Below are 22417 nucleotides of genomic sequence, written 5' to 3'. Positions count from 1 at the left end.
CGCGCAGCGGCGTCATGCGCCGCGCGCGGGACTCAGCCCGCGGAAGGCCGCTTCATCTGGCAGCTGGTGGGCGTGGACGACACGTACGGGTCCATCTGCTTGATGGGCACGAAGGTGTAGCCCGTGTTCTCCACGCTGTACTCGCCCTTCTTGGCCTTCTGCCACTTGGTGATGTACATCGTCTGCTGCAGCTGGTGGTCGGCCGGGCGCATCGTCACGTCGCCGGCGAAGCTCTTGACCGAGAGACCTTCCATGGCCTTGGCCACCTTCACCGGGTTGGTGGACTGCGCCTTGGCGATCGCCGCCGACAGCAGGTTGATGCCGTTGTAGGTGGCGTAGGTGTAGTAGTCGTCCTTGAACTTCTTGTTGAACTCGGCGGCGATCTGCCCGAGCTCGCCGGTGTGGTTGGCGTGGCCGTACGCCACCACGTAGACCTCGCCGTCGCCGCCGGCGGCCAGCGCGGTGGGCGTGCCCGTCACGGTGGCGTAGTAGGTGTACATCGGGATCTTCAGGCCGGCGTCGTTGAGGGCCTTGACCAGCAGCGTCAGGTCCTGGCCCCAGTTGCCGGTGACGATGGTGTCGGCGCCCGACTGCTTGATCTTGGCGACGTAGGGCGCGAAGTCCTTGACCTGGCCGATCGGATGCAGGTCCTCGCCGACGATCTGCACGTCGGGACGCTTGCGCGCGATGCCTTCCTTGAAATACTTGGCGACCTGCTGCCCGTGCGAGTAGTTCTGGTTCAGCAGGAAGACCTTCTTGACCTTCGGCTGGTCCTTCATGAAGGCGGTCAGCGCCTCCATCTTCATGGACGTGTCGGCGTCGAGGCGGAAGTGCCAGTAGTCGCACTTCTCGTTGGTCATCGCCGGGTCGACCGCGGCGTAATTCAGGTAGACGACTTCCTTGCCGGGGTTGCGCTCGTTGTGCTTGGAGACGGCATCGAGGATCGCCAGGCCGGCGCCCGAGCCGTTGCCCTGCACGACGTAGTGGAAGCCCTGGTCGATGGCAGCCTTGAGCGTGTTGAGGCTTTCCTGCGGGGAGCCCTTGTTGTCGAAGCCGACGACCTCGAACTTGACGCCGGCGGGGTTGCGGGCGGTGAGCTTTTCGGCCGCGAACTGCCAGCTCTTGAGCTGGTTCTGGCCGACGTTGGCGAACGGGCCCGACAGGGGATCCATGAACGCGATGCGCACGGTCTCGCCCTTCTGCGCGAACGCGGTGCCGGCGGCCAGCGCCATCGCGGTGACGGCGATGGCCTTCAGCGTGAACTTCATTGCCTGCTCCTTGGTATGCAATAACCCCGGCAGGGTACCGTTCGCGCATACCCGACCGGCACAGGGATTGCCCGTAAAGGGGCAGGCGCAATATCGCCTGGGTGACAGTGGGTGGTGGGGGGAGTCGCGACGGTGACTCCGGTTCCCGTCACCCCCGGAGGGGGAGGGAGCAAGCCCCCTCAAGCCGTCGGCAGCTTGTAGTCCTTCAGCTGCTCGCGCAGCCGCGTCTTGAGCATCTTGCCCGTCGCACCCAGCGGAATCGTCTCCACGAACACGACGTCGTCGGGGATCTGCCACTTGGCGATCTTGCCTTCGTAGAACTTCAGCAGCTCCTCGCGCGTGACTTCCATGCCCGGGCGCTTGACCACGGCGACGACGGGCCGCTCGTCCCACTTCGGGTGCCGCATGCCGACGCAGGCGGCCATCTGCACCGCCGGGTGCGCCATCGCGATGTTCTCGATGTCGATCGAGCTGATCCACTCGCCGCCGGACTTGATCACGTCCTTGCTGCGGTCGGTGATCTGCATGTAGCCGTCGGGATCGATGGTGGCGACGTCGCCGGTGGGGAACCAGCCGTTCACCAGCGGGTCGCCGCCCTCGCCCTTGAAGTACTCGCGCACCACCCACGGGCCCTTCACGTAAAGGTCGCCGAAGGTCTTGCCGTCCCAGGGCAGTTCCTCGCCGGCGTCGCCCACGATCTTCAGGTCGACGCCATAGATCGCCCGGCCCTGCTTGAGCCGGATCTTCATCTGGTCCTCGGGCGACATCGTCAGGTGCTTGTTCTTCAGCGTGCACAGCGTCCCGAGCGGGCTCATCTCCGTCATGCCCCAGGCATGCAGCACCTCCACGCCGTAGTCCTCGCGGAAGGCGTCGATCATGGCCGGCGGGCAGGCGGAGCCGCCGATCACCGTGCGCTTGAGCGAGGAGAAGCGCAGGCCATTCGGCTTCAGGTGGCCCAGGAGCATCTGCCACACGGTGGGCACGCCGGCCGCATAGGTCACCTGTTCGGCCTCGACCAGCTCGTAGACCGACTTGCCGTCCAGCGCCGGGCCGGGGAACACCAGCTTGCAGCCGGTGAGCGCCGCGGAATACGGGATGCCCCAGGCGTTGACGTGGAACATGGGGACGACCGGCAGCACGGCGTCGCGCGCCGACAGGCCCATGACGTCGGGCAAGGCCGCCGCATACGCGTGCAGGATCGTCGAGCGGTGGCTGTAGAGGGCGGCCTTGGGATTGCCGGTGGTGCCGCTCGTGTAGCACATGCTGGAGGCGGAGTTCTCGTCGAACGCGGGCCACTCGTACTCCGGCGACTGGCCGCCGATCCAGCTCTCGTAGCTCACGAGGTTGGGGATGCCGCTGTCCTGCGGCAGCTTGTCGGCTTCGCACAGCGCGACGTACTGCTTGATGGTGGAGCACTTCGCATGGACGGCCTGCACCAGCGGCAGGAAGGTCATGTCGAAGCACAGGACCTGGTCCTCGGCGTGGTTCGCGATCCAGGCGATCTGCTCCGGGTGCAGGCGCGGGTTGATCGTGTGCAGCACGCGGCCCGAGCCGCTGACGCCGAAGTACAGCTCGAGGTGGCGGTAGCCGTTCCAGGCGAGCGTCGCCACGCGGTCGGAGAACAGCAGGTTCATCGCGTCGAGCGCGTTGGCCACCTGGCGGGAGCGCCGCGCGACATCGCGCCACTGGTAGCGGTGGATGTCGCCCTCGACCCGGCGCGACACGATCTCGCCGTCGCCGTGGTGGCGCTCGGCATGCGCGATCAGCCCCGAAATCAGCAGGGGTCGGTTCTGCATCAGTCCCAGCATGCGTGTTCTCCTCGGTGGTTTCTTCCGAGGGCGAATGCTAACCGCAGCGCGACAGGCAGCGTGCGGGCGCAGGGGAAACGCTAATTGGGCGTGTGCGGCTGGAAGAACAGCGTGACGGCCGCGCCCTCGCCGAGCGTGGACTGCACGTCGATGGAGCCGTTGATGGTCTGCATGACGCGCTGGCAGAACATCAGGCCCATGCCGCTGCCGCCGGTGGCGCTGCGCGTGGTCACCGGCTCGCGCGTGAGCTTGGCGAGCACGTCGGGCGGGATGCCGGGGCCGTTGTCGCGCACCCGGATCCAGCAGCGCCGGCCGACCGGCGCCGTGGGATCGCAATCCACCTCGAGCCACAGGTGCCGCTCGGGGCGGCCGCGCAGCGCGATCAGGGCGTTCTTCGTCAGCGTGCACAGCACGAGGTACAGCAGGTCGCGCCGCCCGGGCAGGCGGAAGTCGTGCCGCACGTCGATGGTGATGGTGCCGCGCTCGTTCTCCTCGAAGGGGAACTCGTCGAGCAGCGCCTCCACCAGGCTGCTGGCGCTGATGGACTGCGGGGCCGCGTCCGGGTAGGCGTCGCGGGCCGACTGCACGAAGGTGGAGACGAGCGACTGGCAATACAGCGCCCGGCGTTCCGCCCGCTCCAGCGCGCGCACGAGTTCGCCCGGCTGGTCTTCCGTGAAGCGGGCGACGCCCGTCTCGATGCCGTCTTCGGCCGGGATGTGCCGCGCCACCACCGAGGCGACGTAGCCGCGCACGGTGGCCAGCGGCGTGTTCAGTTCGTGCGCCAGGAAGCCGAGCGCCTCGCGCAGCGCCGCCACCCGGCCTTCGTTGACCACGCGCTCCAGGGCCTGGGTGCGATAGAGCTGCAGCGCCTCGCGCAGGGCCTCGCGCGTGGCTTCGCCATCGAGCGGCTTTTCCAGGATGCGCAGCACCTTGCCCTGGTTCACCGCGGCGATCGCGACGTCCTTTTCGGCGTAGGCGGTGGCCAGCAGGCGGATCACGTGGCGGTAGTCGCGCTGCACGGCGCGCAGCAGCTTCATGCCATCGCGTTCGGGCATGCGGTAGTCGGTGACCAGCACGCCGAATTCCTGGCTGCGTTCCCGCAGGATGCTCAGGGCCTCGTCGGCGCCGCCGGCGGTCTGCACGCGGAATTCGTCGCCGAACTCGCGGACGAACCACTTGCGCGACATCGGTTCGTCGTCGACGAACAGCACCGCCGGCGCCTCGGCGGCGAAATCGGGAACCTGCATACGATCCTCGGCGGCGCTGGACGCGCCCTTCACGCGGCGCTGGGTCGCGCCTGCTGGGCGCAGTATGCCTTCAGGGCGTCCTCGGTACGCGAGGCGAGTTGCTCCAGCTGCGGCAACCAGTCGGCGCCGGGCCACTGGCCGTGTTCGAGCAGGGGCACGTACAGCTTGCGCACGTGCTGGTAGAGGCCCTGGGCCCCGGCCTCGCCGCTCATGCCCAGCAGCGAATGCAGGGCCGCCAGGCTGGCGGGCGCGTCGGCCTTGCCGGCGGCGGCGCGCAAGGCGACGAGCAGGCGGGCCATCTCCGGCAGGTAGTCGTTGACGAGCTCCTCGAGCATGCCGAGGCGTTGGTAGCTTTCCAGGCGCTGCAGGTTCAGCAGCGTTTCGGGGACGACGGAGGTGGCGGTGGCCGGGGCGGGCGCGGCCTGCGTGCGCGGTCGCGCAGCACCGGCCGTGATGAAGCGGGTCAGGGTCTCGTACAGCAGGGTCGTCTCCACAGGCTTGCCCAGCAAGCCATCGATGCCGGCGGCCGCGGCCGCTTCGGCGAATGCATCCGGACGGGCTGCCAGCCCCAGCAGGGGTGTGGCGGCCCAGGGCTCGCGGGCGGCGCGGATCGCGCGCGCCGCAGCCAGCGCGTCGAATCCCGGCGCGTCCAGCGCGAGGATGATGGCGTCTGCGCCCTGGAAGGCATGCAGCTGCTGCGGCAGGCTGGCTTCGGTGCGCGCCTGGAGCACGGACGCACCGGCATCGCGCAGCGCATCGGCCAGCGGCACGCTGTCGCAGGCGAGCAGGATGCGGCGGCCGGCCAGGGGTGCGGCCGTGTTGCCGGGGGGCTGTTTCATGAAGTGGCGGACGGCGGCGCGCAGTGCAGGGCGCGTCCGGCGCGTTCCGAGGAAGTGTTCCAGCCCCAACTTTAGCGCCAGTGCGCTCATTGGCCGTCCCCGAGGGCCACGAACCGCAGCGGCACGACGGGACCGGGGGCCGGCCTTCGGGGCCACCCCGAACAATGTCTCATTCTTCTTCCTCCCTCTCTGTGGCTCCTGAGGAGCTCGTGCGAAACATTGTCCCCGAGCCACGGGGCACCTGCGGTAAGCCTTTCCCCTAGAGTTCATGGGCGATGGCCCGAGGCGCAGAATGCTGGATGCTTCACGGCGGCACAGGGAGCCTGCATGAACGACGAATTTCCGATCCGAAAGACCGAGGCCGAATGGAAGGCGCTGCTGGCGCAGAAGCGCGCCGAGCCGGGCGCCTTCGACGTCACGCGCCGTGCCGCCACCGAACGCCCCTACAGTGGAAAGTACGAACGCGTCTGGGCCGACGGCAGCTATCACTGCATCTGCTGCGGCGCCAAGCTGTTCGACTCCGGCACCAAGTTCGATGCCGGCTGCGGCTGGCCCAGTTTTTCCCAGGCGGTGCCGGGGGCGATCAAGGAAATCCGCGATGCCAGCCTTGGCATGGTGCGGACCGAAACGGTGTGTGCACAATGTGGCGCCCACCTCGGTCACGTGTTCCCGGACGGGCCCGCCCCCACCGGGCTGCGCTACTGCATGAACTCCGCCTCGCTGGACTTCCAGCCGGAAGGCAAGAAAGCCTGATGAAACTGTTCCTCGACTTCTTCCCGATCGTCCTCTTCTTCGTCGCCTTCAAGCTGGGCGGGATCTACGTGGCCACCGGCGTGGCCATCGCCGCCACCGTCGCCCAGATCGCCTGGCTCAAGTACTCCCACGGGAAGATCGAGCCGATGCAGTGGCTCAGCCTGGGCATCATCGTGGTGTTCGGCGGCGCGACCATCCTGGCCCACGACGAGACCTTCATCAAATGGAAGCCCACCGTCCTGTACTGGATGATGGGCGGCACGCTTGCCATCGGCATGCTGTTCTTCCGCAAGAACTTCCTCAAGACGCTCATGGGCGCCCAGCTCGAACTGCCGGACGCCGCCTGGCGCGCCATGAACTGGAGCTGGATCGTCTTCTTCGCGCTGATGGGCGTCCTGAACCTGTGGGTCGCCTACCACTACGACACCAATGCCTGGGTCAATTTCAAGCTCTTCGGCGGGCTCGGGCTGATGGCGCTGTTCGTGATCGGGCAGGCCGTGTACCTGAGCCGCCACATGAAGGACGGCAAGCAGGCGGAAGCCGGAGCCGGGGATTCGTGAAATCCGTTGGAACCGGGATCACCTCGGAGGCGCTGGCGGCGCGCCTCACGGAACGACTGGCGCCCAGCCATGTCGAAGTGCTGGACGAGAGCGCGGCGCACCTGGGGCATGCGGGCCAGGACGGCACCGGTGTCGGGACGCATTTTCGCGTGCGCATCGCCTCGCCGCTGTTCGCCGGCAAGACCAAGGTCGCGTGTCATCGCCTTGTGTATGATGCCCTGCGCGATTACCTCGACCGTGAGCATGGGGTCCACGCGCTGGCGATCGAACTGGTCTAATTTTTCCGCTCCCGAGGATATCCCATGAAGAAAGTGTTCCTGACCGCGCTGGCCGCGGCCACCATCGGCATCGCCCTGCCCGCCGCTGCGCAGAACGTCGCCATCGTCAACGGCAAGCCGGTCCCGAAGGAACGCGTGGACATGCTGCAGCAACAGCTGGCCAAGGCCGGCCGGACGGTCACCCCCGAGATGCAGGGCCAGTTGAAGGACGAGGTCATCACGCGCGAGATCTTCCTGCAGGAAGCGCAGAAGCGCGGCCTGGACGCCGGGGACGACTACAAGGCCCAGCTCGAACTCGCCCGCCAGACCATCCTGATCCGCGAGCTGTTCGCGGACTACCAGAAGAAGAACCCGGTCACGGACGCCGAGGTGAAGGCCGAGTACGACAAGTTCGCGGCGGCCAACGGCGGCAAGGAATACAAGGCGCGCCACATCCTGGTGGAAAAGGAAGACGAGGCCAAGAAGATCATCGCCGACGTGAAGAAGGGCGCGAAGTTCGAGGACCTGGCCAAGAAGATGTCCAAGGACCCGGGATCCGGCCAGAACGGCGGCGATCTGGACTGGGCCAACCCGAGCAGCTACGTGCCCGAGTTCGCCGAGGCCATGATCAAGTTGAAGAAGGGCGAGATGACCCCGGCGCCGGTGAAGTCCCAGTTCGGCTGGCACGTGATCCGCGTCGACGACGTCCGCGAAGCCCAGCTGCCCAAGTTCGACGAAGTCAAGCCGCAGATCGCGCAGCAGCTGCAGCAGCAGAAGCTGGCGCAGTTCCAGGAAAGCCTGCGGAAGGCCGCCAAGGTCGAATAAGCGTTCCTTCCCGCACCCCTGCCGGGGTGGGGCAGACAAGCGGCCCGGGATGGGCCGCTTTTTTCTCGTCCGCGCGGGTGCTTGGAGACCAGCGAAACCCGGCCGCCGCGCCCCGGATCAGACGATGAAGTCGGCCGCAGCCACCGCGGTGACGCCGACCAGTTCGATGGCGAACTCGGGCGTGGCGTCCGCATCGGTGCTGCCGTACACCATGGCGACGCCGGCGCGGGTGTCGTACTCCCAGCGCAGCTGCCCCGTCGCATCGCCGGCGCTGAAGCCCGCCGTGCCGATGAACGCGAGCGGCTGCAGTCCGGCCAGCGCCGTGTTGCCGTCGATGCCCGACAGGTCGATGCGGTCGCCCTCGAAGCTGCGGAAGTCGGTAATGACGTCGCAGCTGCCGCGGCTCCTGCCCATGTCGGAAGCCAGGGCCATCTGGAAGCGGTCGGCCCCGCTGCCGCCCGTCATGCGGTCGGCACCGCTGCCGCCGTCGAGGACGTCGTTGCCGCCGCCGCCCTGCAGCGTGTCGTTGCCCGCCCCGGCCGCCAGCCGGTTGTCGCCGGCATTGCCGGTGAGCAGGTTGGCCAGCGCATTGCCGTTGCCATCGATGGCCCCATTGCCCGAGAGCACCAGCTTCTCCAGGGACTTGCCGAGCGTGTAGCCGATGCCGGAGATGACGGTGTCGTAGCCGCCGCCGGCGGCCACGGATTCGATGACGAGGTCGCCGGCGTCGTCCACGTAGTAGCGGTCGTCGCCGCTGCCGCCGGACATCCGGTCCGCGCCCGCCCCGCCCTGCAGGACGTCATTCCCCGCGCCGCCGCTGAGGGTGTCGTTGCCCGAAGCGCCCGAGAGCACGTTGGCTGCCTCGTTGCCCGTCAGCACGTTGGCGAGTGCGTTGCCCGTGCCCTGGACCGCGCTGGTACCGGACAGCGTCAGGTTCTCCTGGAAGGCGCCTAGCGTGCGGGTGACGCTCGAAACCAGCGTGTCCACTCCGCCGAGCAGGGCGTCGGCCGATTCGGTGACCACGTCGCCCGCATCGTCCAGGTAGTAGGTGTCGTTGCCTTTGCCTCCCGCCATCACGTCGGCGCCCAGGCCGCCGTCCAGCGTGTCACGGCCCGCATCGCCATGCAGTGCGTTGGCCGCGGCATTGCCGCCCAGCGCGGCGCCCGTGGACCGTGCGATCCGGCCGGTCTCCACGTTGTCGGGCAGCACGAAGGCGGCGAGGTAGCTCCAGGCGACGTCGTTTCCCTCGCCCGCCGCCTCGATGACGCGGTCGCCGGCCGAGCGCACCGCGTAGCTGTCGTCGCCAGCGCCGCCACTCAGCGCGTTGCTGCCGGCGCCGCCGTCGATCCAGTCGTTGCCGCCGGCGCCATGGAGTTCATCGTCCCCTGCGCCGCCCGACAGCCTGTTGTCGGCCGCGTTGCCCCACACGACGGCCCCCGCCGGCGCCAGCACCGTGGCGTTCTCGATGTCCGGCGCGAGCGTGAACGCTCCGAGAGCGCTCAGAACGGAATCGATGCCCTCGCCCATGGCTTCGACCAGCACGTCACCGGCATCGCGCAGCACGTAGGTGTCGTCGCCGGCGCCCCCGGCCAGCCGGTCGATGCCCTCGCCGCCATCGAGCAGGTCCGCGCCGCCGCCTCCCCAGAGCGTGTCGTCGCCGCTGCCGCCGTCCAGCAGGTCGCTGCCGCCCGCGCCCCAGAGGGCGTCGTTGCCCGTGCCACCCGACAGCCTGTTGCCGTCGCTGGCGGCATCGTCGACGGCGTCACCGAGGAAGTCCTGCACTTCGGCGGCGAACAGCGTGTCATTGCCTGCGCCGCCGTCGAGCGCGTCGGAGCCCGAGCCGCCGACGAGCCTGTCGTTGCCATCGGCGCCATACAGGGTGTCGTCCCCGGCGCCCCCCAGCACGACATCGTCACCGGCCGAGCCGTTCAGCACGTCCGTGCCCTGGTTGCCACCCAGGAAGTCGTTGCCGCCGGCACCGCTGAGCCGGTCGTCGCCGCCGCCGCCGAAAAGCATGTCGTCCCCGCTGCCCGCCGGGAGCTGCGCGTTGGTATCGGGGCCCGCGCTGCCCACCCGGGCCCGGAAGGTCCCCGGGGTGAAGCTGCCGGGCGCCAGCGGGACCAGGCCGTCGAACGCGATCTTCAGGTCGGACGCGTCCACCACGAAGTCGCGGTTGCGGTCGGCAAACAGCACCGTCCGGTTGCTCGCCGGGTCATGCCAGGTCCAGAACTCGAGGAAATGCGGGTCGGCGGAATCGCTGCCCGCCAGCGCCATGCTCTGGCCGGCCGTGGCCGTGAAGCCCGCGGCGGCCTCCCCGCGCCACACCAGGGGAACGCCGGCCGCCGTGCCATCGACGATCCCGCAACCCAGCCGGTCGCCTTGCGCAGCGTCGAAATCGGTGACCCGCTGCGGCGCCGCGACCAGGCTGGTGGCGTGGCTGACGATGTTCCAGTCACCCGCGCCGTCGAAGCGGGCGTACGCGAACACGAAGCGATCGGCGCCCGGCCCGCCCGTGAGCACGGTCTGCACCAGTGCGGAAGTCGGCGCGCCGGCATTCGCGCCCGGCAGGCCGGCGGGCCACCAGGGTTCGGCGTCGCCACCCTGCAGCACGTCGTCGCCGTCCCCGCCCAGGAGCGTGTCGCCATCGCTGCCGCCCCACAGCCGGTCGTCGCCCGCATCCCCGGACAGCAGGTCGGCACCCGGCCCGCCGTCCAGGTCGTCGGCACCGTTCCCGCCATGCAGGCTGTCGCTTCCGGCGCCGCCCTGCAGCCAGTCGATGCCGTCGGCGCCATCGAGCGTGTCGTCGCCGTCGCCGCCGTCGAGGGCATCGTCGCCGGGTCCGCCGGCGAGGTGGTCGTTGCCCGCCTCGCCCCAGAGCCCGTCATTTCCCGCCAGGCCGTCCAGGCGATCGTCGCCGGCCCCCGCGAAGGCGACGTCCGGGCCGGACGACAGCGGCGGCGTGGTGTCCGCATCGGCTTGCGGCGTGCCGGATCGGGTGGTGAACGTGCCAGGCGTGAAGCAGGCCGGGGAGAGCCCGGTCTCGCCGTCGAAGACGACCTTCAGGTCGGTCGCATCGACGCGCAGGTTGCGGTTGGAATCGACGAACAGGATGGTCTGGCGGGCCGCCGTGTCATGGAGGATCCAGAACTCCAGGAACCGCGTGTCGGCCAGGCCGGCACCGGCAAGCGGGGTCCGCTCGCCTTCGGTGGCCGTGAAGCCGGCCGCGGCCTCGCCGCGCCACACCAGCGGCGTCGCGCCGCGGTGTCCATTGAGGATGCCGGAGGGCAGCAGGTCGCCCTGCGCGGCGTCGAAGTCGGTGATGCGGGCGGGCGCGGCCACGGTGCTGAATCCGGAGCCGACGATGTCGGCGCCGCCGGGACCCACCGGGAAGAGGAGGAAGCGATCCGCGCCGGCACCGCCGCTGAGGACCACCCGGCCGCCCTGGGCCTGGAGAACGTCATCGCCCTCTCCGCCTGCCAGGCTGTCGGTGGACCCGAGGCTGGCCGCGCCGGCACGCAGCACGTCGTTGCCCGCGCCACCGTCCAGGCTGTCGGACCCCTGGCCGCCATCGAGGGTGTCGGCACCGTCGTCGCCGTGCAGGAAGTCGCTGCCCGCGCCGCCTTGCAGCAGGTCGTCGCCGGCGCCGCCGTGGAGGAGGTTCACCGCGTCGGCGGCGTCCCAGTCCCAGACCGTCGTTCCGGAGTGGACCGGACCATCGGCGTAGAGCCGGTCGTCGCCCGCGCCGCCCGCCAGCGTGTCCGACCCGCTGCCGCCGTACAGGAGGTCGGCGTCGCCGCCGCCGTCCAGAACGTCCGCGCCGGCGCCGCCGTACAGGGCGTCGGCGCCGGCGGCGCCGCTGAGCGCATCGTCGCCGGCATTTCCGTTGAGGGTGTCGTTGCCCTCCAGTCCCTCGAGGACGTCGTTGCCCGCCAGGCCGAAGGTCAGGTCGTCGCCGGCGGTCAGCACCAGCGTGTCGGCGGCCGCCGTGCCGACATGCTCCGGCCCCGCGAAGGTGCCCGGTGTGAAGCTCTCCGGCGAAAGCGCGACGTCGCCGTCGAAGACGATCTTGGTGTCGCCCGCGTCCACCGCGAAGCTGAAGTTGCTGTCGACGAACAGCACCGTCTGCGCGCGCGCCGCGTCATGGAAAGCCCAGAGGCCGTAGAAGTCCGCCTCGGCGGGATCGGCACCGGCGTGCGAGAGGCTCTGGTGCAATGTGGCCTTGAAGGGGGCCGCCGGCGTGCCGCGCCAGATCACCGGACGGCCGTCGAACATGCCATCGACGATGCCGGTCCGCAGGAGGTCGCCCTCGCCTGGCCGGAAGTCCGTGATGCGCACCGGTGAAGCGACCGTGCTGACGTCGTGCAGCAGCGTCGCCCCGTTCGCCTCGCCATCGGCGGTCGCGTAGGTCAAGGCGAAGCGGTCGGCGCCCGTGCCGCCGGTGAGGATGGCGTCGTCGCGCCCGAAGGCGCCATCGCCGGGGCGCACGTAGAGCACGTCGTCGCCGGCGCCGCCTGCCAGCGTGTCGGTCGCGGCAGACTCGCCGAACAGGAAGTAGCTGCCGCCCACCAGGACGTCGTTGCCGTCACCGCCGTCGAGCGCATCGGAGCCCGCGCCGCCTGCGAGCACGTCGCTGCCGGCGCCGCCGCGCAGCACGTCGTCACCCGCCGCGCCGTCCAGCACGTCGTCTCCCGGGCCGCCGTCCAGCGTGTCGTTGCCCACGCCGCCCCGCAGCTGGTCGGAACCGTCGCCGCCGGTGAGGGTGTCGTTGCCGCCGCCGCCTTCCAGCGTGTCGGCGCCGGCACCGCCGGACAGGCCATCGTCCGCGCTGCCGCCCAGCAAGGTGTCCGCGCCCGCGCCGCCTTGGGCGTGCAGGGCCGACAGCAGCGCGCTGCCATCGAGGGACATGCCATCGCCGGAGCCCTGGGCCGTGGCATCGAAGGACACGGGGGCCGTTGCGGTGGCGAAGACGTTGTCGTTCAGGCGCAGCCGCACCGTCCCGCCCGGCTCAAAGACGAAGCGCTCGATCTCCGTGACGGTCAGCGTCCGCAGCGGCACCGCGGCGGCATAGTTGCCGGCCAGGTGCAGTTCGTCGTTACCCGCCCCGCCGCGGAACACGTCGGTGTCGCCCAGGCCTGCCCCGGCCCGGATCACGTCGTCGCCGGCGCCGGCGGAGACCCTGTCATTGCCGCCGGCGCGCATGTCGAACTGGTCCGCGGAGGCCGTTCCACCCAGCGCGTCGTCGCCGCTACCGCCCTGGCGGTACACGGAGCCGTCGGCGAACACGAATTGCGTCCCGGCGAGCGATGCCGCCACAACCCCGAGCAGCCGCACGGCGGCGCCGCCCTGGGACACGATCGTGTCGGCACCCGCCGCTGCGAGCGACAGGCCCGGGGCCCCCATTCCCGGACCGAAACTCAGTTGGTCGACGGCGGGGTCGAAGGCGATGCTGGAGCCCGCGACGTTCGTGAACGCATAGGTGGCCATGCTTGCTCCCGGATGCCGGTGCGCAGTCTGGCTGCGTCGGACGCAGGCCTTGCGCTGCCGACTCCCTCAAGAATGGACGACGGCAGCCGCGGGACCTTGATGGAGAACAAGCTCGGGCCGTGCGCCGCGGTACGGCGCCTGCACCGACGGCGCGACCAAGTTCCGCCGCGGCGGCGCCGCCGCCACAGTTCGGCTCAGCACAACGCGTCCGAACAACGCCTTGCGCACCACGCTGCGCAGCGAGACGAACGTCCAGGCATTCCGCACGGCCACGCTCGTGCCGGTCACCGGCGGCCCCGCGGGCCTGATGCTGGGAGCCAACGACACGGACGGCGTCGTCTTCACGATGCAATTCGCCAGGCTGGGCGCCGTGTTCGCGGCCCGCAACAACCCGGTCAGCCCCGGCTACATCGAGATCGGCCGCAAGTAAGGCCAGGAGGAGAGCCGTCTCCTGCGCATCGGACCGCCGCGCGGCCGCGTCCTGCGGCCGCCTGGTCCTTTCCGGGTCGGCGGCAGCCGCGCGCCGGCGGCGTCAGCGTCGCACCGCCGCCTGCAGCTCCTGCTGCCGCTCCTGCAGGCGGGCACCCAGCGCCTCCAGATCGAGGCCGGGCGTGGAGCGCGCCTTCGGGAACAGGTCGTCGCGCTCCTCTTTCACGTGCAGTTCGACCGCGCGCGCGAGTTCGCTGACGAGATCGTCGAGCGCGGGCGTGGCCCGCTTGGCCGCCTGGATCTGCGCGATCAGTTCCTTGGCCTGCTGGTGCTCGGCCTCGGCCCGGTCGAGCAGTCCGGGGCTGGCGATCGCTTCGCGCAACGCCGGATAGAAGATCTCCTCCTCGATCTGCGCGTGCACGGTCAGCTCGGCGCAGATGCGCGCCGCGATGGGCTGCCGCTCGGCCACCGCCGCGGGGGCGGCCATGGCAAGGCGGGCGTATTCGACGAACAGGTGCTTCACGGCGATGTGGTCGGCATCGAGCAGGTCGCAGGCGTCTTTCATGGCAACAGTGGGCATGGGTTTCGGGTCTCGGTGGTAGGGATGGCGTTCAGACCAGCGGCGGGTCCATCTCGCGGCCGAAGTGGCGGTGCTTCGCCAGCGCCTGGAGGAAGGCTTGAGTGGCGGCCTGCTCCTCGCCTTCCCCGGCCAGGATCAGGCCGGTGCCGCCCTGCGCCTGCGCCTTGTCCAGGGAGGGCGGCAGTCCCGCCAGCGCCAGCAGCTCGCGCGCCGCGCCTAGCACCAGGATCGTCTTGCAGTGGCGGAACTGGTCGCGGACGAATTCCGCGGTGTGGCCGTCCTGGGCCAGGGCGGCGACCGCCTCGGCGCCGTCCGGCAGCACGAGCGCGTCGAACAGGAAACCGGGCTCGTTCTCCAGGGAAGCATCGGCGTCGACCGCGGCGCCATCGGCCGTCGGCATCGGGCCGATCCGCGGGCCGACCAGGCGCCCGATGGCGCCCTGCTCCAGCAGCGCCTGCTGCACCTGCAGCAGCGGCGCAGCCCGCACGCCGGGGGCGACCAGCAGCGCCACCTTCCGGCCCCGGATCGAGCCGTCCCCCGGCCGCGCAAGCAGCGACAGCGGCGGCGACTTCGTGACCTCCGGCGGCGCCGGATCGGCCAGCGCCGGCGGCAGCGGATCCGGCAGCGGGTCCATGCCCAGCCCCTGCCCCACCTTCAGCGCCAGGTCCTCCGAGGCATTGCGCAGCGACGCCACCATCCGCTCGCGGATCGCCGGCACCGTCACCTTGCTCAACTCGAAGCGGAACGCGTTGGCGATGTGGCACTGCTCCACCGGCGTCTGGCTCTCGTAGAACAGGCGCGCCTGCGTGTAGTGGTCGGCGAACTTCTCCGGCTTGGCCCGCACCTTGCCCTGCTCCTCCTCGGCGCGGATGCGCGCCGGGACCGAGACGAAGCCCTGCGCCGCGCCGGCCTGGAACGGGCAGCCGCCGGCCAGCGAGTTGGGCTCGTAGTTCACGCGGCCGCGGTGGATCGCCTGCCGGTGCATGCCGTCGCGCTGGTTGTTGTGCACCTGCACGAGCGGCGCATTGATCGGGATCTCGTGGAAATTCGGGCCGCCCAGGCGCGAGATCTGCGTGTCGACGTACGAGTGGATGCGCCCCGCCAGCAGCGGGTCGTTGGAGAAGTCGATGCCGGGGATGACCTGCGCGGTGCAGAAGGCCACCTGCTCGGTTTCGGCGAAGAAGTTGTCCGGGTTGCGGTTCAGCACCATGCGACCCACCGGGATGACCGGCACGAGTTCCTCGGGAACGATCTTGGTGGCGTCGAGGATGTCGAAGCTGAACTGCTCGGCCTGCTCCTCCGTGAAGGTCTGCAGGCCCAGCTCGTACTCGGGATAGTTGCCCGCCTCGATGCGCTCCCACAGGTCGCGCCGATGGTAGTCGGGGTCGGCGCCGGAGATCTTCACCGCCTCGTCCCACACCAGCGAATGCGTGCCCGCCGCAGGGCTCCAGTGGAACTTGCAGAACACCGAGACGCCCTGCTCGTTGACCAGCCGGAAGGTATGCACGCCGAAGCCCTGCATCGTGGCGAAGCTGCGCGGGATCGCGCGGTCGCTCATCACCCACATCAGCATGTGCGTGGATTCGGGCATCAGCGAGACGAAGTCCCAGAAGGTGTCGTGCGCGCTGGCCGCCTGCGGCATCTGGTGGTGCGGCTCGGGCTTGACGGCGTGGACCAGGTCGGGGAACTTCATGGCGTCCTGGATGAAGAACACCGGCATGTTGTTGCCCACCAGGTCCCAGTTGCCCTCGTCGGTATAGAACTTCACCGCGAAGCCGCGCACGTCGCGCGCCGTGTCCTTGGAGCCGCGCTCGCCCTGCACGGTGGAGAAGCGCACGAACACCGGCGTGCGCTTGCCGGCCTCGCGGAACGGCGCGGCCATGGTGACATCGGTGAGCGGCCGCAAGCACTCGAAGAAGCCGTGCGCGCCGGAGCCGCGCGCATGGACGATGCGCTCGGGAATGCGCTCGTGGTCGAAGTGGGTGATCTTCTCGCGCAGGACGAAGTCTTCCAGCAGCACCGGCCCGCGCACGCCGTACTTGAGCGAGTTCTGGTTGTCGGAGACGGCCACGCCCTGGTTGGTGGTGAGCGTGCGGCCGCTGGAATCCACCCGCACCCGGTCGAGCGACTCGGTCGTCGCGTTCAGGCCGTCGAGCGCGGCCGTGCCGACCTTGGCCGAATCGTTCTCTTCCGACAGGGTGCTGGCGCCGACCAGGCGCGAGGGCGGCTCGACGGCCTCGCCCGCCGGAGGGTTGGTGCCATTCTCGAATCCGTGCTCCAGCGGTTTGGTGGCGTTGTGCGGCATGGCCGCCACCGTCTGCTGCACCTCGGCCATCCTGCGAGCCGCGAGGTCCGCCTGCGCCGGGTCGATGCGGCCCGGGCCGCTATCGGTATTGCGTGCCGCGGCAGCGGCCGCTTCCTTGTTCTGGCTCGCCGGATTCGGCGCGGGTGGCTTGGGCATGGAGGGAGGGTCCGGACACTCGGCAACATCGCCGAGGCCCGACGGTAAAGGCCCTCGCCACCCTGCCCTGTAGGCGCATGCCGACGACGCGTTCGGCGGTCGCTATCGCACCCATAGCATCACGCCGATGAGCAAGGGCTGGTGCAGCATGTACCAGCTCAGGCTCCACCGCCCCATCCACGCCAGCGGCGCGAACGCACGCGGAATCCCCCCGCGCACGAAGCCTGCGCGCTGCCGCAGCAGCCACTGCCCCGCGGCCATGCCCCACCACATCACGCCCAGCCAGGGCAGCAGCGGCACATAGTCCTGCGTCACCGGTTTCAGCGACACGAAGCCGATCCAGTTCAGCCAGCGCTCGTTGAGCAGGTGCAGGTTGCCGTAGGCCACGTGCACCGGCAAGGCGGCCAGCGGCAGCAGGATCGCGGCCAGCCCGGCCGGCCACAGCCACGCGCCCCAGCCGGCGGTCAGGCGCACGATGACCAGCATCACCGCGATGCCGTGCAGCACGCCGAAGTAGATGAAGCTGTCGGGGAACATGAACCACGAGCCCGCGCTCACCAGCAGCGCGCAGCCGGCGATCTGCGCCCAGCGGCGCCAGAAGCGCGGCCAGCCCTGCCCCTGCACGTACGCCACCGCCTGCCCGAGCCCGGCGCAGAACAGGAACAGGCTCACGATGCTGGTGCGCTGCCGGGTCCAGAACGGGTCGTAGAGGAAGTTCTGGTGGATCCAGCCGAAGTGGTTCAGGTCGAAGCAGAAATGGAAGGCCGTCATCCACACGATCGCGGCGCCGCGCAGGGCGTCGATGCGGTCGAAGCGGTGGCGGGCGGGGGCTGCGTGCATCGGCGTGCAGTGTAGTGGCGCGCCCGATTGACGCCCCGCACCGGCGCCGTTCCAATCGCCCCAGCCAATCCATCCAGGTTGGCATGCATACAACAAGGAGTTCGCGATGACGAGATTCCGGTCCCTGCTCTTCACTGCTGCCCTGCTGGCGCTCGCCGGCTGCACGACCCCGATGGGCGGCCCCCTGTCCTCCATGCAGGCGGCGCCTGCGCTGCAGGCCCGGCCCGGCGAGGCGCCGCGCGTGGCCGGCAAGACCGAGATCCTGTGGCTCGGACAGGCCGCGACGCGCATCACCACGCCGGGCGGCAAGGTGATCCTGATCGACCCGTGGCTCAAGACCAATCCGAAGGCGCCGGCCCACTGGAAGGACCTGGCCGCACTGGGCAAGGTGGACCTGATCCTCGTCACGCACGCGCACTTCGACCACTTCGCCGACGCACCCGAACTCGCGCGCATGAACAACGCGCCCATGTACGGCCCGGCCGGGCTGGGCCAGACCGTCGCCACCTACGGCATCCTGCCGGCCAACCTGGCGCCGCGCTTCGGCAAGGGCGGCACCATCCTGCCCTGGGGGCCGACCGGCCCCAAGATCACGGCCGTGCACGCCGAGCACTCCTCCGAACTCGGATGGAAGGACAGCAACGGCAAGGACATCGTGCTGCCCGCCGGCGAGCCGCAGGGCTACATCATCGAGATGGAGAACGGCTTCAAGGTCTGGCACATGGGCGATACCGGCGTGTTCGGCGACATGCGCCTGATCGGCGAGATGTACCGTCCCGACGTGGTGCTCATGCCCATCGGCAACCACTTCGTCATGAGCCCGCAGGACGCCGCGATGGCCGTGCGCGACATGATCCGCCCGCGCTACGCGATCCCGATCCACTACGGCACCACGCCGCAACTGCGCGGCACCCCGGCCGAACTGCTTTCGGCCATGGGCAATGCGGCGGTGCCGCGCATCCTGGTGCCGGAGCCGGGCCAGAAGTACGACTTCTGATGGCCAGCCGCCGCCTCTTCTGCGCGGCGGCCGGCGCCACGCTGGCCGGCTGTGCAGGCATGCCGGCGGCCGGGCCGTCCGCTGCCGCGGCGCGGGCCGAACTCGCCGGCAGCGGCAAGCTGCGCGCCGCCATCAACTACGGCAACCCGATCCTGGCGGGCCGCGGGGCCGACGGTGCGCCGCGCGGCGTGTCCGTCGACCTCGCGCGCGAGGCCGCCCGGCGCCTCGCCGTGCCCATCGAGCTGGTCACCTTCACCTCCGCCGGCAACGTGGTGGAGGCGGTCAAGGGCCGGCAGGTCGACCTCGCCTTCGTCGCGATCGACCCGGTGCGCGCGGCCGACATGGAATACACCGCACCGTACGTCGTCATCGAAGGCGCCTACCTGGTGCGCAACGCCTCGCCGCTGCAGCGCAACGAGGAGGTCGACCGCGCCGGCACGCGCGTGGCGGTGGGCCGCGGCAGCGCCTACGATCTGTTCCTCACGCGCGAGCTGAAGAACGCCACGCTGGTGCGCGTGCCGACCTCGCCGGTGGTCGTCGACGAATTCCTGAAGCAGAACCTGGAAGTCGCCGCCGGCGTGAAGCAGCAGCTCGAAGCCGACGCCAGGCGCGCAGGTGGCGTGCGCCTGCTGCCGGGGCGCTTCATGGTGATCCACCAGGCCATGGGCGTGCCCAAGGGGCGCACCGCGGCCCAGGCCTGGCTGAGCGCCTACATCGAGGACATGAAAGCTTCCGGCTTCGTCGCCCGCGCCCTGCAGCAGCACGGCATCGAGGGCGCGGCCGTCGCGCCCCCGGGCGGGGCGCGCTCCTGAACGCGCGGCCTCCCTCTGGCAGCCGCACGCCACCGCATGACTTGTGAGACACCCATGAACCAGCAGTTCCTTCGCTTCCGCTTCCTGCAACGCGCCGGCCTCGCCGTGCTCCTGGCCAGCGCCGCCATCGGCGCGCGCGCCGACTACCCGGACAAGCCGGTCACGATGATGCTGTCCTTCCCGCCCGCGGGCGCCACGGACATCCTGGCGCGCGCCATCGGCCAGAAGATGAGCGAAGCGCTCAAGCAGTCCGTCGTCATCGAGAACAAGCCGGGCGCCGGCGGCAACATCGGGCTGGTCGCGGCGGCCAAGGCGCCGGCGGACGGCTACACGACCTACATGGCCGCGGTGACGAACGCGGCCATCGCCGCCGCCGCCTATCCGCCCCAGGCCGCGCACCTGCAGAAGGACTTCGTGCCGGTGGCCGGCGTGGCGATCGTGCCGCACATGCTGGTCGTGCCCTCCTCCCTGCCGGTGCAGAACGTCAAGGAACTCATCGCGCTGCTGAAGTCGCAGCCGGGCAAGCACAACTTCGCTTCCCAGGGCGCCGGCACGCTGTCGCACCTGGAGTCGGAGGTGTTCAAGGCCACCACCGGCGTGGAGGTGACGCACATCCCGTACAAGGGCAGCTCGCAGGCGCTGCCGGACCTGATGTCGGGCAGTTCCAGCATGATGTTCGACAGCATCCCGGCCTCGATGCCGCACGTGAAGGCCGGCAAGCTGCGGATCCTGGCCGTGGCCTCCAGCAAGCGGCTCGGCGTGCTGCCCGAGGTGCCCACGATCGCGGAGGCCGGCGTGAACTTCTCGGCCGACAACTTCTTCGCCGTGATGGTCCCCAAGGGCACGCCGCCGCAGGCCATCGCGACGCTCAACCGCGCGGTGCGCCAGGCCGTGGAATCGACCGACCTCAAGCAGCGCCTGCTGGACCAGGGCGTGGAGCTGCGCTATACAGCGGGGGAGGAATTCGCCAAGGTGATCGACGAGGAATTCCGCACTTGGGGCAAGGTCGTGCAGCAGGCCAAGGTGCGGCTGCAATGAGCACTCCCGTCGTCCCCGCGGAGGCGGGGACCCGGCAAGCGCTGGATTCCCGCCTGCGCGGGAATGACGGTGCTGCTTCGGGCTTCTGGGACTTTCCCTACACCTCGCAGCGCATGCCGCTGCTGGCGCGCAACGTCGTCAGCACCTCGCAGCCGCTCGCCTCCGCCGCCGGCGCGCTGATGCTGGCGCGCGGCGGCAACGCGGTCGATGCGGCGCTCGCCACGGCGATCACGCTGACCGTCGTCGAGCCCTGCATGAACGGCATCGGCGGCGACGCCTTCGCCATCCTGTGGGACGGCCAGCGGCTGCACGGGCTGAACGCCAGCGGCCGGGCGCCGCGGCGCTGGACGCGCGACTACTTCGCCAGGTACGACGCGATGCCCTACCGCGGCTGGGACTCCGTCACGGTGCCGGGCACCGTCTCGGCCTGGCGCATGCTGTCGGACCGCTTCGGCACCGTGCCCTTCGCCGAACTGTTCGAGCCGGCGCTGCGCTACGCGCGCGAGGGCTACCTCGTCTCGCCGACGGTGCGCCGGCAGTGGCAGGCGCAGGTGGCGGAACTGCTGCCGCAACCCGGCTTTCGCGAGGCCTTCGCACCGCGTGGCGAGGCGCCGGGCACCGGGGAACCGTGGATCTGCCCGGGCCAGGCCGAGACGCTGCAGAAGATCGCCGCGAGCAAGGGTGAGGACTTCTACCGCGGCAGCCTCGCCAGGGCGATCGCCGACCATGCGCGCAACACCGGCGGTGCCATCGACGAACAGGACCTGGCGGAGCACGCATCCGACTGGGTCGAGCCGATGGCCATCGGCTACCGCGGCATCGAACTGCACGAGATCGGCCCGAGCGGCCAGGGCATAGGCGCGCTGATGGCGCTGGGCATGCTGTCGAATCTCGACCTCGCGGCGGCGGGCGCCGACAGCGCGCTGTGGCACCACCTGCAGATCGAGGCCATGAAGCTCGCCTTCGCCGACCTCGCGGCCTACGTGGCGGATCCGCAGGCGATGCGCGAGGTCAGCGCGCAGCAGCTGCTGGATGCGAAGTACCTCGCGCAGCGCGCGCGCCTGATCGACCCGGACCGTGCCGCGCCCGCGCGCGCCGGTGCACCCGCGAGCGGCGGCACGGTGTACCTCACCGCGGCGGACCAGAAGGGGATGATGGTCTCCTTCATCCAGTCCAACTTCAAGGGCTTCGGCTCCGGCGTGGTGGTGCCCCACACGGGCATCGCCCTGCACAACCGCGGCTGGGGCTTCACGCTGCAGGCCGGCCATCCGAACGAGGTCGCGCCGCGCAAGCGTCCCTTCCACACGATCATCCCCGGCTTCTTCATGCAGGACGGCCAGCCGCTCATGAGCTTCGGCCTGATGGGCGGATCGATGCAGGCGCAAGGGCACGTGCAGATCGCCGTGCGCGTGGCCGACCAGGGCTTGAACCCGCAGGCGGCCAGCGACGCGCCGCGCTGGCGCGTGCTGGACGACAACAGCGGCGTGGCGGTGGAATGGAACTTCCCCGCCGAAGCCATCGAAGGCCTGCGCGCCCGCGGCCACCCGGTGAAGGTGGCGCCGCGCCTGGACACCGAGTTCGGCTGCGCCCAGCTCGCGCTGAAGACGCAGCACGGCTACGTGGCGGCTTCGGACCATCGCAAGGATGGCTATCCGGTGGGGTTCTGATGACACACTCTCCTCCTCCCCTGCTCCAGCGCGCCGCCGTGCTGGCGTGCCTCGTGCTCGCAGCCTGCGCCAGCCCGAAGGAGCCCGTGGGCCCGGACCGCTGCCACCCGCGCCCGAACGGCGCGCAGTGCATCACGCAGGCCCCGCGCCCGCTGTCGCTGCTGCCGGTGGGCACCCCGGTCACGGTGCGGGTCGACGCCCGCTGCGAATGGAATCCCACCGGGGTGATCGTGGAGCGCGGCTCGCGCTACCGCCTCGCGGTCACCAACGTGGTGGAGGACTGGATCCGCGGCCCGCGCATCCTCTCGGTCAGCGGCAAGTACGTGCAGCGCTGGGCCCGCGCCAGCGAGTTCCCCATGTACACGCTGGTCGCCGCGCAGGGCCGCGACGAGCGGACCTACTTCGCCGCCGGTCCCGAGACCACCTTCACGGCGGCCAGCGGCGACGAGCTGCTGTTCTTCGCCAACGACTGGCCCGGCTACTACGACAGCAACCGCGGCTGCGTGGAAGTCGAGATCCGCAAGCTGCCGCCCTGAGCGCCGCCGACAGGAT

General features: G+C 70.2%; 18 protein-coding genes. 10 read left to right on the top strand and 8 right to left on the bottom strand.

The window, feature by feature from the left end; genetic code table 11:
- Positions 1 to 32: 32 nt before the first annotated feature.
- From JI746_RS20790 to JI746_RS20775, 4 genes are all read right to left on the bottom strand, one after another.
- Positions 33 to 1268 (bottom strand): branched-chain amino acid ABC transporter substrate-binding protein, encoded by a 1236-nt coding sequence (locus JI746_RS20790; protein WP_201692195.1) that lies wholly within the window; start codon positions 1266 to 1268, stop codon positions 33 to 35.
- Between the two features lie 179 nt (positions 1269 to 1447).
- Positions 1448 to 3076 (bottom strand): 3-(methylthio)propionyl-CoA ligase, encoded by a 1629-nt coding sequence (locus JI746_RS20785; RefSeq protein WP_201692194.1) that lies wholly within the window; start codon positions 3074 to 3076, stop codon positions 1448 to 1450.
- An 80-nt stretch (positions 3077 to 3156) separates the two neighbouring features.
- Positions 3157 to 4323, bottom strand: a complete 1167-nt coding sequence (locus JI746_RS20780) for a hybrid sensor histidine kinase/response regulator (protein ID WP_201692193.1) — start codon at positions 4321 to 4323, stop codon at positions 3157 to 3159.
- 29 nt (positions 4324 to 4352) lie between these two features.
- Positions 4353 to 5162: a hypothetical protein gene (locus tag JI746_RS20775; protein WP_201692192.1), complete on the bottom strand. Its 810-nt coding sequence runs from the start codon at positions 5160 to 5162 to the stop codon at positions 4353 to 4355.
- Between the two features lie 327 nt (positions 5163 to 5489).
- Here JI746_RS20775 and msrB point away from each other — a divergent pair, with 327 nt between their 5' ends.
- From msrB to JI746_RS20755, 4 genes are read left to right on the top strand one after another with little or no spacing between them, the layout of a single operon-like run.
- A complete protein-coding gene (gene msrB, locus JI746_RS20770) occupies positions 5490 to 5915 on the top strand; it encodes a peptide-methionine (R)-S-oxide reductase MsrB (protein ID WP_201692191.1) in 426 nt (141 codons plus the stop codon).
- A complete protein-coding gene (locus JI746_RS20765; RefSeq protein ID WP_201692190.1) occupies positions 5915 to 6475 on the top strand; it encodes a septation protein A in 561 nt (186 codons plus the stop codon). Before msrB ends, JI746_RS20765 begins: the two co-directional genes overlap by 1 nt.
- The gene (locus tag JI746_RS20760) at positions 6472 to 6753 is read left to right on the top strand and encodes a BolA family protein (RefSeq protein ID WP_201692189.1); all 282 of its coding nucleotides are present in this window, start codon (positions 6472 to 6474) and stop codon (positions 6751 to 6753) included. Before JI746_RS20765 ends, JI746_RS20760 begins: the two co-directional genes overlap by 4 nt.
- Positions 6754 to 6777: 24 nt before the next feature.
- Positions 6778 to 7557, top strand: a complete 780-nt coding sequence (locus tag JI746_RS20755) for a foldase protein PrsA (RefSeq protein WP_201692188.1) — start codon at positions 6778 to 6780, stop codon at positions 7555 to 7557.
- Between the two features lie 117 nt (positions 7558 to 7674).
- Here JI746_RS20755 and JI746_RS20750 read toward each other — a convergent pair whose 3' ends face one another.
- Positions 7675 to 13041 (bottom strand): calcium-binding protein, encoded by a 5367-nt coding sequence (locus tag JI746_RS20750; RefSeq protein ID WP_201692187.1) that lies wholly within the window; start codon positions 13039 to 13041, stop codon positions 7675 to 7677.
- Between the two features lie 220 nt (positions 13042 to 13261).
- Between JI746_RS20750 and JI746_RS20745 the strand changes: the two genes are divergently transcribed.
- Positions 13262 to 13471 carry a hypothetical protein gene (locus JI746_RS20745; protein WP_201692186.1) on the top strand — a complete coding sequence of 70 codons (210 nt, stop codon included), beginning with the start codon at positions 13262 to 13264 and terminating at the stop codon, positions 13469 to 13471.
- Between the two features lie 102 nt (positions 13472 to 13573).
- Here JI746_RS20745 and JI746_RS20740 read toward each other — a convergent pair whose 3' ends face one another.
- The 3 genes from JI746_RS20740 to JI746_RS20730 all read right to left on the bottom strand — a co-directional run bounded on the left by JI746_RS20740 (position 13574) and on the right by JI746_RS20730 (position 17351).
- On the bottom strand, positions 13574 to 14035 hold the full coding sequence (locus tag JI746_RS20740) for a hemerythrin domain-containing protein (RefSeq protein ID WP_236600010.1): 462 nt from the start codon (positions 14033 to 14035) through the stop codon (positions 13574 to 13576).
- A 46-nt stretch (positions 14036 to 14081) separates the two neighbouring features.
- Positions 14082 to 16511 (bottom strand): catalase, encoded by a 2430-nt coding sequence (locus JI746_RS20735; protein ID WP_201692184.1) that lies wholly within the window; start codon positions 16509 to 16511, stop codon positions 14082 to 14084.
- A gap of 102 nt (positions 16512 to 16613) precedes the next feature.
- On the bottom strand, positions 16614 to 17351 hold the full coding sequence (locus tag JI746_RS20730) for a heparan-alpha-glucosaminide N-acetyltransferase (protein ID WP_201692183.1): 738 nt from the start codon (positions 17349 to 17351) through the stop codon (positions 16614 to 16616).
- Positions 17352 to 17457: 106 nt separating this feature from the next.
- On the opposite strand from JI746_RS20730, the gene JI746_RS20725 reads away from it, so the two are divergent.
- The 5 genes from JI746_RS20725 (at position 17458) to JI746_RS20705 (ending at position 22401) form a co-directional block, all read left to right on the top strand.
- A complete protein-coding gene (locus JI746_RS20725; protein ID WP_201692182.1) occupies positions 17458 to 18348 on the top strand; it encodes a metal-dependent hydrolase in 891 nt (296 codons plus the stop codon).
- A 59-nt stretch (positions 18349 to 18407) separates the two neighbouring features.
- The gene (locus tag JI746_RS20720; RefSeq protein ID WP_201692283.1) at positions 18408 to 19160 is read left to right on the top strand and encodes an ABC transporter substrate-binding protein; all 753 of its coding nucleotides are present in this window, start codon (positions 18408 to 18410) and stop codon (positions 19158 to 19160) included.
- 54 nt (positions 19161 to 19214) lie between these two features.
- Positions 19215 to 20198, top strand: coding sequence for a Bug family tripartite tricarboxylate transporter substrate binding protein (locus JI746_RS20715; protein ID WP_201692181.1), 984 nt, complete (start codon positions 19215 to 19217; stop codon positions 20196 to 20198).
- A 113-nt stretch (positions 20199 to 20311) separates the two neighbouring features.
- A complete protein-coding gene (locus JI746_RS20710; RefSeq protein ID WP_236600024.1) occupies positions 20312 to 21865 on the top strand; it encodes a gamma-glutamyltransferase family protein in 1554 nt (517 codons plus the stop codon).
- Positions 21865 to 22401 (top strand): hypothetical protein, encoded by a 537-nt coding sequence (locus JI746_RS20705; protein WP_201692179.1) that lies wholly within the window; start codon positions 21865 to 21867, stop codon positions 22399 to 22401. Before JI746_RS20710 ends, JI746_RS20705 begins: the two co-directional genes overlap by 1 nt.
- The last annotated feature ends 16 nt before the right edge of the window (positions 22402 to 22417 follow it).

The sequence above is a fragment of the Ramlibacter alkalitolerans genome (genome assembly GCF_016722765.1).
GTDB lineage: Bacteria > Pseudomonadota > Gammaproteobacteria > Burkholderiales > Burkholderiaceae_C > Ramlibacter > Ramlibacter alkalitolerans.
Note: the sequence above shows the minus strand (reverse complement) of the source record. Positions and strands in the feature narration are given on the sequence as shown.